This is a genomic window from Pseudidiomarina sediminum DSM 21906 (assembly GCF_000423165.1).
In the GTDB taxonomy this organism is placed as follows: Bacteria; Pseudomonadota; Gammaproteobacteria; order Enterobacterales; family Alteromonadaceae; genus Pseudidiomarina; species Pseudidiomarina sediminum.
In genome coordinates, this window is record NZ_AUHL01000010.1 from 1 (window position 1) to 12,687 (window position 12,687).

Genomic DNA, 12,687 nt, shown 5'->3' on the forward strand with positions numbered 1-12,687 from the left:
CAGCAGCTGCAAAATTTTGCCGGGCTCTCTCCCGTAACAGAAAGAAGTGGTAAAAAAAGTTGGGTTCATTGGCGTTGGCAATGCTCGAAATTTGTCAGACAAAGCTTTGTTGAATGGGCTGCTAAAAGTGTCCATCAATCCTATTGGGCTGGACTTTATTATCAACAACAACGCGACAAGGGTAAATCTCATCAATCCGCAGTCCGGTCTCTCGCCTATAAGTGGGCTCGAATTGTATTCAAATGCTGGAAGAGTAAACAGCTCTATGATGAGTCCAAGTATTTGAAGTCATTGAGAGAGAAAAAATCGACTTTACTTGCGGCATAAAAAGCTTGTTGAAAGTCTCAGGGCGTGATGCGGACGTAACTACAATTTGCAAATTATCCGTATACTTGACAATGTATCTGAAGAGTTCCAATACATGTGATTAAATATGGCAAAAAAGAAAAAGCAACATATTGTACCAGCAGCTTATTTAAAGCGCTTTACTGATGCAACATGTAAAGAAGGATACAAAAAGGCGATATGGGTTAACTCCTCTAATCTTGATGAGCAATGGCGAAGGAGAGGAATAACGCATAGGGTTTTTACAAAAACTCGGTTTTATAATTTAGCTACTGACGACCCGGAAAGTCCTGTTATCGAGAATTATCTTTCAGTAATAGAGAACCACTACGATCGAGCGATTCATAAGTTACTCAATGGCGAGTTTTCGAATGAAATATTTTCGGTTATTTCATTGTTTGTGGCTATACAATTTCTTCGAACTAAAGACTCGATAGGAACACACCAAAAATCATGGGATAAAATATCAGAGTGGGCAGATATGTTTGAGGGTGGAGAGCGAAATAGAACTCTTTACAGCGAAATTTCGTTAAAACGCCTTTTATATCTAGCCAAACCCAAATTTATAAATCCGATACATAAATGTGCTTCGATAATCATAAATAGTACGAAAATACCTTTCTTAACATCTGACAAGCCGGTTGTGCAATGCTTTTACAACCTCCACGACGTCGTACAGATATTTTATCCGGAACCTATAAGAAATTACATAAATGGGCACTACGAAAGTCCATTCTACTTTATGCCAATGACGCCGTGGTTGGCATATGTGTCGCACAATGCTTTTGAAGCCGAAACTAAGGGTTTAGAGTGCAGTCATTACAATATAATTGAGAAGTTGAATGACTTAATGCTTCTGAACGCAGATGAGTATACTTACTCATCTATGAATAACCCAGTCTCCAGCTTGCCCGCTAAGGGTAGCTTATCTAGCGCATCAAGTTACTTAACAACCAAGATATTCACCACTACTAGAAGATTAGTTTTTGAGATAAAAAACTATCATCATGATAATGAATTACTAATTTTAAATTTACTAAATGATTGTGTTGAATTGGCAAAAGATGACGAGCTAGTTTCTATCGAAGTTTTCGATCCGAAATTTAGTAGCAATATTGCATTAACTGGACGCCGCAACTGTAAAGTGAAAAACATCGATAATTTGAATAAAAAAATAGTAATTGGCTCTCATATTAGTAGTTGTGGAGACTAACGATAAAAGTCCGCTCTTCGCTCGGTGCTGACCTTCGGCTTGGTGCCAGGAGCGGGCATTTAGTAACGTGAAGCTCATACGCGTAGGCTAGTGCGAAGCTCTGATCGGAGTTGTATGGAGCTACTGGTTATGCAAGATTTCTATCGTGTAGTTTTTGGTGTTTAGTTTGGTTCCAAAAGTAGGAATTTTAAGTGAATCTGCCATTTTCTGGATCAAGTTTTTTGAAGCGTCAGGGGTTCTGATTCCGAAGACAATTCCCGTTACCGAACCAAATAGAAATTTGTCATTCGATGAAATATATCTATATTCATCCTCGTATTCCCATTCTTTTAGTTTCGTTAGGATTTCTGAGTTTGTAAGATGCTCTTCTTTGCCGAGAGTGTATAACTGATTTGAGTATGTGACCTTTTGCGGGAGCGTCTCCGGTTCAAATCGAATAGCTATTCCTTTGTGGTCGTCGCCATATTGTGACCAAAGCTTGATGCTTTGAACAGAGCCTGAAAGTGAGCATATTCTCCTTGGGTCGCCTTTCACGTAAAGAGTAGAAAAACCTTTTCCCTCAATGTTGGCATGAAAGAAGCCTTCCATGGGATCGTTTAGATCCCGCAGCTTAGAACAAAACAGACGATTGTTCACGAGTATGTCGGCAATTCGTTCAAACTGCTCGAGTGTTCGTAACTTGTAGTACTCTTTCTGCATAACAGCCTATTAGTGAGACCGTGCAAGGTCAGCTTCCTAGCAAGCCAGATTAGCTTGCTAGGCCTCAAAGTTCAATGTCAGCTATTCGCTCCAAGCAGACTTTCAGCAGAGTCTCAATTGTCGATGCGTTGCACATTTTGGCTTTTACGCTAGTTGTACAACTTATACGGCACGTTTGTAATCACCACCATCTGGGCAACAAATATTTCTTTTCGCAATTCGGGCAAACCACACATGTATTTTCACTTGGCCCTGTGAGTTGCCCTGATTTACCAAGTAACGGAAGCCCTCGCTCGCAACCACAATGCCAACTTGCATTATTACCAGTGGCTACAGCTAATTCATCAGGGGCATCCAACTTTACTAATGGAATCAATCGTTGCGTTTGCGGCATGACGCCTCCGAGCATGCTTACTCATAACCTAAACAGATATAAAACATTGTTCAAACAAGTTATATCGTTTTATGTATTTCTTTGCTAGCTTTAGCTAACCCCCCATCCTGCAGACCTACCGTAAATCCAAGTTAAATTGATAAGGGGCTGGTGGCCTAGTCGGCGTGATCGCCGCGATGCCGAAAAGCCAGTGTTTGAGTTGCTGCAATGTGTGATAAAGCCTTGGGAATCTGCGTTGTCGTGAAAGCCATTGGTGTGGTGCGTACCGGTTCAAAAGCTGTGCAATGCCTGCAGGGCTAGCAAATGAGGGACAAGCGCGGTGCCATGAGCTTAGATCAATCTCAATCGCATTTACGTTAAGCTCCTTAAAAATTGCCACTTTTTCTTGACTCACCGCATGGGTCACACGAATCTCAATGGCATAGTGCTTGCCGTCTTTAATACCCACGATATCTGGTCGTACTTTCTTGTGAAAGCTCACGTTCGTTGCAACCTGATCAAACACCAACTCTGAGCTATTGTTCAGGACTATTCCCCTTGTTGCGACAATATGCTCTATGGCTTGGCGGTGGAGGTTTGTCTCTCCACCGCCACCCTGAGCTCGGCGACCTGCCACATGACGAAAGTGATGACGGTTCTGAGTCCCTTGCACAACGGACAAAGGCGTCTGACACAATGCGCAGACATATCGATGACCTTTGCTTGCATTGCTAATATGAACCATGACTTTATCCTCTGCCGTGAGAGCAAAAATCATCATTACAAAGGGTTCCGCATTGAGAGTAGCGGTGATTTACAGCGCTTGCACATATTGTCATGAGCATGACTCTGCCAGCACCCACCGCAGCCAAGACAGTGATAGGCAAATTGTGGTTGATGCGGATACTCAGAATTTTCAGGGCTCCGTCGCCAGTACTTATCAACCCAAGACGTGCTGATTAAATGCAGTAAACACTCCACGTAGCGACCTGGTTCACTCGCTTTCAACGCATCGTAGTTGCGGTTCAGTTCAATTTCTAAGATGGGATAGGTGTTCGGGATTGCCGAGAGCAGTTCTTTTCGAAACGGCCTGAGCGCATGTGTAAAAACCACCGCAACTTGGGTTTGCTCGGTGATTACAACTAAATCGACTGCATACCCGTCAAAACTCACGCCTGTGGTCACTGAGGTGACGTCAAGTGTCCGGTTAGGGATCATTCGTGTTGATGGAACATAGATGCGTTCGATACGTTCGGCTAACTGCATCGCCATCGTATAAAGCGATTCGGCAAAAACGTAGTAGCAGGTTTGAGCATGACTTGCTTGATGTTGGGCGAAATGCCATTCGTTTACGTCACCTTGTTTCGCAACTAAGTCGCCGAAGCAAACGGGACAAATACATTCACAGTTGCTTCCGCGTTCCGCTTCAGAAACTTCTATCGTGCGTCCGCTAGGTACATGAATAGCAAATGGAATAAATGAATGTGGCATGGCGTAATCCTCGTGTTAATAAAAGACGTGTTGACGCCAATCAATTAACCGCGGAAACTTAGGGAAAGTTAGCGAAACACCGAGAATCACCGAGAATCTTCATGGAAAAACAAGAGCTTATAATTGCGGCGCGCTGTGCCAAGGAATGGGTCGAAATGCTTGCGGCAACGAAAAAACGTCCGCAAGCTTTTCATGCGTTACTGAAAAACATGAGTCAACAGATACTCGATACTGACGGTGAAACACTGGTATTTACTTTAACTGAGCTCGTGGATAGCCCGCTAAAAGCCGAGAGTAATACGGCACAAGGAAAGGCTTTTTCAAAGTTTGATGAAACCTTTGAACGTTTTTTTGAAGGCTTGCGTGAGTTTGCGATTGACCATGGCTTTGACTACGTGCCTGCCATCACGATGGATAAATCACAGCGTGTTAACGTGGCGAGCTTCGCCGCGGTACCAACGCCAAAAGAGGGGATTCGTTCGGTCAATGATATTCCCGCCGGTGCCATTCGCTATACCTTCGAGGAGAAGCATCAATTATGGCGTCTTTTCGGTTTTCTCTCGGGACTTAGCTTGCGTGCTTGGCCAATTATTGTGGTCGGTGTTTTCATGTGGTTTGTTGTTATGGGAGGCATTTTTCTCGCTGCTGGTCTTGTCGTTGAACTCATTACGGCACCGTCTGCCAATGCCGTCTTAGAGTTAATGCTCTTGAGTGGGTTCAGTTGGTGGCTGTTTCGATGGTTTCGAAAATTTGATCGCTTCGTGACAACGCGTATTGCGTTAGCGCACGATATGATGGCTAGGATGTCGGCTCCGCAATCGGTCGTTATTTTGAAACCTAACGAGACAACCTCACCGACGCTAGAGGTGATTAGTGCAATGGCAACCTGTCCGATTTGCGATGGCACTATTCGGCTGTGCAAACCACACTTTGAAAGCTCACATGAGATTATTGGCGCCTGTCGCGCACACCCAACCGAGCATTGTTTTACCTTTGACCACACCACGCGACTGGGGTGGCCGATTACCGAGACCGCCCGCCGCCATGGTACCGACAAGCTATCCTAGCGCTGAGTTGGTTTTTGAAAGGAAACTGCTAACCTATTCAAACCCTCTTAGAGAATAAAAATAAAGGGATTTTATGTTTATTACAGGGAAGACAGTTTTAAAATTTATCGCCATCGTTATCGGCGTTCTGCTGACACTTATTTTGCTACTTGCAGCCTACGTGTTGGTCGACTTTTCTGCAGAGCAAGAGCCTCCCTCCGACAGCGTTAATTTAGTCAACGATATCACTCGTTTGAACCCTATCGAAGTAGCACAAGTCATTGCGCCTCAATCCATCGCGGATATTCAGCATGCGATTCGGACAACAGAAGGAAAAATCTCCATTGGCGGTGGCCGCTATAGTCAAGGTGGTCAAATTGCCCTTGAAGATCACCTTCATCTTGATATGAGAAATTTCGACAACGTTGTTTCTTTTGACCCCGTAGCAAAGGAAATTACGGTGCAAAGTGGTATGCGCTGGCGTGATATTCAGGAGGTCATCGATCCTGCAGGCCTTTCCATAAAAATCATGCAGTCGTACGCAAACTTCACCGTCGGCGGATCGTTGAGCGTGAATGTGCATGGACGCTATATTGGCGAAGGGCCAATTATCCGATCGGTGAAATCAATAACAGTCGTGTTGGCAGATGGCTCTGTTGTGCGCGCATCACCACAGGAGAACGCTGACGTGTTCTTTGGTGTTATCGGCGGATACGGCGGTCTTGGCGTTATCGCTGAAGCAACGCTTGAGCTCGTGCCCAATGTAAAAGTTGGTCGAGAAACAGATTACATGGCGATTGAACACTATGCTGCTTTCTTTGAACAGAACGTTCGGAATCATCCAAACGTGGTATTTCATAATGCGACGATTTATCCACCAGATTTTACTCATGTGAACAGCGTGAGCTGGGTTCAAACTGAACAGCCGCTCACTGTACACGAAAAGCTGGTTCCGCGAGATCGGGAGTATTGGTGGCAACCAAGGGTTGCCAAGTTTGTTGCTGATTCAAATTTTGGCAAGTGGATGAGGCAGCATATTTTTGAGCCCTTCAAACATGCTTCAGATCCAGTGCAATGGCGAAACTATGAAGCCAGTTATGATGTTCGAGAACTCGAACCTAAAAGTCGCGCAGACCAAACGTATGCCTTACGGGAGTATTTTGTTCCGGTTGAGCGGTTTGATAGTTTCTCGGCAAAAATGACGGATATTTTTAAAGCGCATGATGTGAATGTGCTCAATGTGTCTGTGCGTCATGCGTTGCCAGATAGCGGTTCACTGCTGGCTTGGGCGCGAGAAGAGGTGTTTGCTTTTGTGGTTTATTACCGCCAAGGAACAACCGCGCAGGATCGGGAGCATGTGAAGGCATGGAGTCGGGAAATGATTGACGCGGTAATTTCAGAAGGCGGCAGTTACTATTTACCCTACCAACTGCACGCTACGACAGAGCAATTCCATAGCGCCTACCCCCATGCTGAAGAATTCTTCGCATTAAAGAAAAAGCTCGATCCCACGTATCGATTCAGTAATAAATTGTGGGAGCAGCACTATCAGCAATGAGCTACTTCAGCTATTTGCTGGCATCGCAGTTGAGCTGCTTCTTCACCGCTAAAATGTCATCGAGCAGACTGTCGTTGGGGCCAGGCATGTTCTCTGCGGTGGCAGTTTGTAGCTCTTCGGCGTCGTATTCCCATTGCGCAAGCACCTTGCACTTGTCTTCGGTAGTGAGGTTGGCATCGCCGAGAACATCTTGCGGTTTGGCGTATACGGCGGCGGGGTCTTGTAGGATATTTTCAAGCTTCATCATGTGCTCCCTTATGTAACTACGAACGGTGTAACAACGAAAGGTGTAAAACGAGCGGTATTTGTCTTGCTCCTTAGTCTAGTAGAGCGGCGCAGATTCTCCAGCGCGTTTACACGTTCATTGCGTAACGCATAGTCATTGAATAAATCTCCCAGATACAGTTCAATGTTGCTTCAACAAGCAACAAGCAACAAGCAACAAGCAACAAGCAACAAGCAACAAGCAAAACAAGGAACGCAAGATGCGACGCAACGGAACGCTGGTGAAATGGAATGCCGCGAAGGGTTATGGCTTTGTGAAGCCAAGTAGCGGTGGCAAAGAGTTATTCGCGCATGTGAGTGCTTTTAGTAATCGTGCGCGAACGCCGAAAGTGGGCGATTTGGTGACCTTCAATGATGCACGCCAAGACGATGGCAAGTTACGAGCGGTAGACATCGACTACTTTCATACCAAGCTCAGCTTTCACTGGTTGCCTTGGTTTTTGCTTGGCGCGGGCTATCTGGCCGCCGTTACTACTCTTGGTTTTATGGGGCGCTTGCCGCTCGAACTCTCTTATGTCTTTTTGTTTGTCAGCGTGGTGGCTTATCTTGCGTATGCGCATGACAAGCATGCGGCAACCGAAGGCGCGCAGCGCGTTCCGGAAAACGCGCTGCATTCATTGTCACTCCTAGGTGGTTGGCCCGGCGCGTTGCTAGCACAACAGCAGTTTCGTCACAAAACCAAGAAAACATCGTTTCGCTGGGTGTTTTACTTCAGTGTGCTGGTGAATGTTACGATCGTTGCCACGCTCGCCTTCAAGAAAACCGCAGTATTCGGCATTATTGACAATTTATCCTACTAACCCTCACCGCCAACGCTTAGGGGGCGTAGTGCTTAACCGGCGAGGTAATGTTCGAGTTGTTCGGCGAGCCACTGGCTAAGGCCGCTCAGTGGAGCGCCGTGGGCTTGGATCACACCGTACGATTGCCATTCCATCGCTTGGGCAAAGTTCAGTACTTTGACACTGCCGTCACGCAAATAAGGATTGATCAGCACCGAGGGAATGAACGACCAGCCGGTACCGTCAAGCACGGCATCGCGGAGGTGTTCATAAAAGGGCAGGGCGATGTAGTTGTTTGACAGCGGCGCGACCGCCTGTAACCCCTGTTCACTCATACTGGCTAAGGCAAATTCAGTGTAACGCGCTAAATCAGCCAGCGTGACATTGCTGAGCTGACTTAGAGGATGGTCACGATGCGCCACGGCCATCATGCGCAGTTCGCCAAGCTTGCGCGAGTAGGTTTTACTTAACGGGGTCTGGTAGGCGTTGGTTGTGGGCAGCAAGCAATAAGCGATATCGACAACGTTGCTGGCCACCATGCTTTCGAGTTCGGGTGGCGGTGCCATGTACACCGACACACTGGTGCTTGGGAACTGTTGCTTCATGGCTTGGATCCATTGTCGCCATAAGGCTTCCGGCAGGGTGTCGTCACGGGCAATACGCACGGTGGTGGGCGTACCTTGCAGGTGTTGCTGGCAGCGTTTGTCGACATCATGGGCAATCATCACCATGCGTTCACAATCATTACGAATGGCTTCACCAATCGCTGTGAGTACCACATGGTTGCCGCTACGTTGCAACAGTTCGACGCCAAGTTCGTCTTCCAGCGCACCAATAGCAGAGCTGACCGTGGTGCGACTTTTGCCAAGCTTGCGCGCCGCATCGGTAATGGAGCCTGCAGCACAGGTGGCGAGAAACATTTCCAATTGATTGATCTTCATACCTGAAGCCTGCTCATTGATGATGTTATGGTGACGAATATATCGTCGCTCAGCGGTTAGGGCAAGGCGCTAAATCGCATTAAAATGCTCACAACAGCAATAAATAAAGGAATCATGACGAAAATAACGTCATTAAAAGTGAGTACATCATGTCATCGGCGAATCGTATTGAACGCAATTTGTTAAGTTTCTCAACGCTCTCAGCCTTACTTTTTGCTCTCATGGGCATAGGTTTGGGCCTGTGGATGGGATCGTTGGTGATCATCTTCGATGGCGCGTATTCCTTTGTCAGTTTGGCGTTGTCGCTGGTGTCGTTGACGGCTGCGTGGTACTTGCGCACGCCACGGGCGCAACAGCAACCGCGACAACGCCGCCAAGTTCAAGCTGGGGTGGTTGCCTTTAAAGGTTTTGCAATAACGCTTATGTGTACGGTGTCGTTGGTCTCGGCTATCCAAGCGATCTTAAATGGCGGCCGTGAAATCAACACCGGCCTGGCATTGGTGTTTGGGGTGGTCAACGTGCTGGGCTGTTTGGCGACCTATTGGGTGCTGGTGCATTACCGTCAGCGTGCGCGCTCGAGTTTGATTATTGCCGAGTCGAAACAGTGGCTGATGGACACTGTGATTAGTGCTGCGGTGATGCTCGGGTTTATCATCGCCTCGGTGATGACCTACCTCGGCTGGCACGACTATGCGGTTTACGCCGACCCGGTGATGGTGGTCGTGGCCTCGGTCTACTTTGTGTTAGTACCGCTGAAAATGATGCGCGACGCGATCCGTCGTTTACGTATACACTATGTATTGCAGCGTCGCGACCAGCAGGGTTCAGGAGGCCTCCCGCATGCCGACACCAACAGAACTGATCATTCGTCCTTATCAAGAGAGCGATGCTGAGGCGCTGCACGCGCTGTTTTATCATACCGTGCATAACGTTAATCGCCGGGATTACACCGATGCCCAGCTAGCGGCTTGGGCTCCTGATGCGGTCGATATGCTGTTCTGGCGGCAACGGATGCGCGGTATTCAACCCTATGTCGCGGTGTATCAAAACCTCCAAGTCGGGTATGCCGATATCCAAACCGATGGCTACATCGATCACTTTTTCTGCCATTGGCAGTATCAAGGGCAAGGCGTTGGCAAAGCTTTAATGCAGCATTTGTTCGAGGTGGGGACGGAACTACAGGTGCCGCGATTTTATGCGCATGTGAGTAAAACGGCGCTGCCGTTCTTTCAACGGATGGGATTTGAAACAGTGCATGAGCAGCAGGTCACGATGCGTGGTCAGCTGCTCACGAATTATTTGATGGAGCGCTTAGCTTAGGTTTACAAACGCGAGCTTGTTACCGTCGAGATCACGCACATAGGCAGCGTAGAAACCTTCCATATACTGCGGGCGATAGCCTGGTTCACCTTCACTTTGACCACCGTGATCGATAGCTGTGCGGTAGAGCTTATCTACATGGGCTGGGTCGTTACACCAAAATGAGGTCATGGTACCGTTGCCAACTGTTGCGGGCTCACCGTCAAAGGGTTTGCCGACAATAAAGTTGGGTACTTTCAGGTCGTCTTTTTTCCCATAAGCAATGGCACCGTCGCCTTTCCAGCATACGTCCATGCCAAGGTCTGCCATAACTTGCTCATAAAATTTCAACGCACGATTAAAGTCGTTGGTTCCTACCATGGTGTAACTAATCATCAGCTTTTACCTCGTTTATGAAAGCATCCGAGTAAATTAGCCGAGGTCTTAATGAAAAGATAGCGAAATTTTGTGCTGTTTTTCAGCATGTTCTTCGTCGTGTCATCGTGCGAGAATAGCGCTGAACATACTTGTTTACAGTCTATCGAGGGGCAATTATTGACAGTTATGCGATAATTGCCCACATTTAGTAACAAAAGCTAAAAAAAATTTACGTTTGTGTGAGGCCTATGCTTAAAGGCAAGTCAGAGGTAAGACAACACGGCTTCAGTTTGGTTGAACTGATGCTGGTGGTCGTGGTTATCGCGATTCTAGCGACGATTGCGCTACCGAATTACCGTGATTACGTGGCACGCGGACATGTCACCACGGCGCAGGCCGACCTGGCGACGCTGGCGCTGGCGCTGACGAACCGTTTTCAGCGTCAACTGACCTACCCAACGGTGACAACGACCACAACCGCAGAAACCAAAGGCGCAGTGACGGGGTGGTCGCCAGCAGAAGTTGAGTATTTTGATTACACCTTGGTGTCGACGGCGAGTGGCTACAGGTTAACAGCAACAGGAAAAGAGCGGCTTGATGGTTGTGTCTTGAAGCTGAGCGATGACAACACACGAGAGCTCTCAGGTGATTGCGCGGGAGTCGAAGCATGGTAAGAGCTAAAGCGCATGCCTTTTCATTGGTCGAGATGCTGGTAGTGACGGCCATTATTGCGGTTTTGGTATTGGTTGCTGTGCCTTTTACTCGGGGTTGGAATGACGAAGCCAGCGTGGCTGAAGCCAAGTCGATGTTTAAACGTGCGGTGGGCAAGGCACAAGCGGTGGCGCTACGTAATCCGTTAGGGCATGACGAAAGCTATCCTGCCGCTGGCGTGCGTTTCATTCGAGGTGTGTTGATTGTGTGTGAAGGACATCCCGTTTCAGCAGGCTGTAGTGATGGTGGGTCGGCGATGTTGTGGCGCGAAGCCCTACCTGAGGGGGTGGACCTAAAAGTGAATGATGCTGCTTGGACACACTTGGCCGTAAATAATCGCGGTCGCCTGATTAATAACAGCGGTGCTGTGCAAGTCATTCGCTACAGCTTAAGCCGCGGTGATGTGAACGACAATGATGCAACAAATGAACTTTACTAAACACAATGCATTACGGTATCAGCGCGGTATGACCTTAATCGAGTCGCTGGTTGCGGCGGTCTTGCTAGGGGTGATTTTTCTGGGACTCACTTACGCCTTGTCGCGGGCGATGGTCAGTCAGCGTTATAACGTGACGCAAAGCACTTTTTTACAAGAGACGCGCGAAAACCTGCAAACCGTCGGTATTCAGCGCTTGTGCGATGCAGGCGAGGCACCGGCGAGTTACAACTGGTTACCGGTCGCGGTTCAAGTGTCAAAAAGCTGCAGTGACAGCACCGTTACAGTAGATATTCCCGGCTTGCAGCGTGATGTGATCACTCACAAGCTCAGCCTGGTCTCTAGCGACAATGACGACAACCAACAGCTCTTCGGCGGCAATGGCGAAGTCTTCTTTGGAGAGCGTTAAGATGCAGCGACCTCAGCACGGGATAACATTGGTAAGCTTATTGGTGGGCTTAATGATCACGTCCATTGTTGTGGTTGCAATGATGACCGTGTATCAGACCAGTGTTCGGGCAATGGTGAAGTCATCTGAGAGTGCGCGTGTGCAGAGCGAAAGCTTGGCGACCTTGTTAACGACCCATATGTCACTGCAAGGTGCCGGCTTTGGTGTGCCTCCTAGTGAGCTGGCTGATGAGCCACGTTCAGTGATTGATATTGGTATGGGGACTTTAACCAACAGCGGTCGGTTAATGCCTTTTGGCACCGGCACAGCGCTTGTTTGGCGTATCGGCAACGATACCAATAATGATTATATTCCCGATAGTTTTCAATGTGAGGGGCTCTATGTGAGCCCGAGCAGCGGTATTGTCCAACTGGTCGGCCAAGGCAGTTGCAGTTCCGCAAGAAGTAATACGTGGCTGGGCATGCGTTGGACGGTGATTCCTCTGGTGTCAGCGTCACGTTTGGTCGACCCTGACGGTGAGGTCGCCAGCTTAGATAACTTTTTTGTACGGCTTGAGGATCGTGCCACGCCATGCTCCCCTTTTGGCGCCAGTGCCACCACCAGCGACGATGGCGTGTTGGGTCGTAAAGCCGTTATTGTTGGCTATGAACGCCTGATTGATGGCGCTTTTGAAACCATTTCAAGTACCACCTGCTTGGTCAACTTACTGCCGGATGGAGCCTAA

At 47.9% G+C, this 12,687-nt stretch carries 17 protein-coding genes; 11 read left to right on the forward strand and 6 right to left on the reverse strand.

All coding sequences use genetic code 11. The features are described 5' to 3' along the window. Both G535_RS12945 and G535_RS0105000 read left to right on the forward strand, forming a co-directional pair. A partial coding sequence (locus G535_RS12945; RefSeq protein WP_034727721.1) for a transposase occupies window positions 1–327 on the forward strand: 327 nt, incomplete at its 5' end. A 106-nt stretch (window positions 328–433) separates the two neighbouring features. After that, on the forward strand, window positions 434–1,558 hold the full coding sequence (locus tag G535_RS0105000) for a DUF4238 domain-containing protein (RefSeq protein ID WP_026861060.1): 1,125 nt from the start codon (window positions 434–436) through the stop codon (window positions 1,556–1,558). A 120-nt stretch (window positions 1,559–1,678) separates the two neighbouring features. Here G535_RS0105000 and G535_RS0105005 read toward each other — a convergent pair whose 3' ends face one another. The 3 genes from G535_RS0105005 to G535_RS0105015 form a co-directional block, all read right to left on the reverse strand. Beyond that, window positions 1,679–2,257, reverse strand: coding sequence for a DUF2971 domain-containing protein (locus G535_RS0105005; RefSeq protein WP_026861061.1), 579 nt, complete (start codon window positions 2,255–2,257; stop codon window positions 1,679–1,681). Window positions 2,258–2,766: 509 nt separating this feature from the next. Next, window positions 2,767–3,411, reverse strand: a complete 645-nt coding sequence (locus tag G535_RS0105010; RefSeq protein WP_026861062.1) for a hypothetical protein — start codon at window positions 3,409–3,411, stop codon at window positions 2,767–2,769. Continuing rightward, window positions 3,411–4,121, reverse strand: a complete 711-nt coding sequence (locus G535_RS0105015) for a competence protein CoiA family protein (RefSeq protein ID WP_026861063.1) — start codon at window positions 4,119–4,121, stop codon at window positions 3,411–3,413. Before G535_RS0105015 ends, G535_RS0105010 begins: the two co-directional genes overlap by 1 nt. 101 nt (window positions 4,122–4,222) lie before the next feature. Between G535_RS0105015 and G535_RS0105020 the strand changes: the two genes are divergently transcribed. Both G535_RS0105020 and G535_RS12950 read left to right on the forward strand, forming a co-directional pair. Beyond that, complete coding sequence (locus G535_RS0105020) at window positions 4,223–5,188, forward strand: hypothetical protein (protein WP_026861064.1); 966 nt, start codon at window positions 4,223–4,225, stop codon at window positions 5,186–5,188. A 73-nt stretch (window positions 5,189–5,261) separates the two neighbouring features. Then, entirely contained in the window at window positions 5,262–6,725 is a 1,464-nt protein-coding gene (locus G535_RS12950) for an FAD-binding oxidoreductase (protein WP_051206971.1), read from the forward strand. Window positions 6,726–6,735: 10 nt separating this feature from the next. Here the strand turns inward: G535_RS12950 and G535_RS12955 are convergent, their stop codons facing one another. Beyond that, a complete protein-coding gene (locus G535_RS12955) occupies window positions 6,736–6,972 on the reverse strand; it encodes a hypothetical protein (RefSeq protein ID WP_034727733.1) in 237 nt (78 codons plus the stop codon). A 238-nt stretch (window positions 6,973–7,210) separates the two neighbouring features. Here G535_RS12955 and G535_RS12960 point away from each other — a divergent pair, with 238 nt between their 5' ends. Beyond that, entirely contained in the window at window positions 7,211–7,810 is a 600-nt protein-coding gene (locus G535_RS12960) for a DUF1294 domain-containing protein (protein WP_051206973.1), read from the forward strand. Window positions 7,811–7,842: 32 nt separating this feature from the next. On the opposite strand, the gene G535_RS0105040 is transcribed toward G535_RS12960, so the two are convergent. After that, entirely contained in the window at window positions 7,843–8,730 is an 888-nt protein-coding gene (locus G535_RS0105040; protein WP_026861065.1) for a LysR family transcriptional regulator, read from the reverse strand. Between the two features lie 149 nt (window positions 8,731–8,879). On the opposite strand from G535_RS0105040, the gene G535_RS12965 reads away from it, so the two are divergent. Both G535_RS12965 and G535_RS0105050 read left to right on the forward strand, forming a co-directional pair. Then, complete coding sequence (locus tag G535_RS12965; protein WP_084616795.1) at window positions 8,880–9,623, forward strand: cation efflux transmembrane domain-containing protein; 744 nt, start codon at window positions 8,880–8,882, stop codon at window positions 9,621–9,623. Further along, on the forward strand, window positions 9,571–10,050 hold the full coding sequence (locus tag G535_RS0105050) for a GNAT family N-acetyltransferase (protein WP_026861066.1): 480 nt from the start codon (window positions 9,571–9,573) through the stop codon (window positions 10,048–10,050). The genes G535_RS12965 and G535_RS0105050 overlap by 53 nt, the downstream gene beginning before the upstream one ends. On the opposite strand, the gene G535_RS0105055 is transcribed toward G535_RS0105050, so the two are convergent. Next, entirely contained in the window at window positions 10,042–10,425 is a 384-nt protein-coding gene (locus G535_RS0105055) for a VOC family protein (RefSeq protein ID WP_026861067.1), read from the reverse strand. The two genes, G535_RS0105050 and G535_RS0105055, sit on opposite strands and share 9 nt — an antisense overlap. 230 nt (window positions 10,426–10,655) lie before the next feature. Between G535_RS0105055 and G535_RS12970 the strand changes: the two genes are divergently transcribed. Genes G535_RS12970 through G535_RS0105075 form a run of 4 tightly spaced genes read left to right on the forward strand, consistent with a single transcriptional unit; the run spans window position 10,656 to window position 12,687 of the window. Continuing rightward, window positions 10,656–11,081 carry a type IV pilin protein gene (locus tag G535_RS12970; protein ID WP_034727725.1) on the forward strand — a complete coding sequence of 142 codons (426 nt, stop codon included), beginning with the start codon at window positions 10,656–10,658 and terminating at the stop codon, window positions 11,079–11,081. Next, on the forward strand, window positions 11,075–11,557 hold the full coding sequence (locus G535_RS0105065) for a type II secretion system protein (protein ID WP_026861068.1): 483 nt from the start codon (window positions 11,075–11,077) through the stop codon (window positions 11,555–11,557). Before G535_RS12970 ends, G535_RS0105065 begins: the two co-directional genes overlap by 7 nt. After that, window positions 11,544–11,963, forward strand: a complete 420-nt coding sequence (locus G535_RS0105070) for a type IV pilus modification PilV family protein (RefSeq protein WP_157981202.1) — start codon at window positions 11,544–11,546, stop codon at window positions 11,961–11,963. The genes G535_RS0105065 and G535_RS0105070 overlap by 14 nt, the downstream gene beginning before the upstream one ends. A 1-nt stretch (window position 11,964) precedes the next feature. Further along, window positions 11,965–12,687, forward strand: a complete 723-nt coding sequence (locus tag G535_RS0105075) for a PilW family protein (protein ID WP_026861070.1) — start codon at window positions 11,965–11,967, stop codon at window positions 12,685–12,687.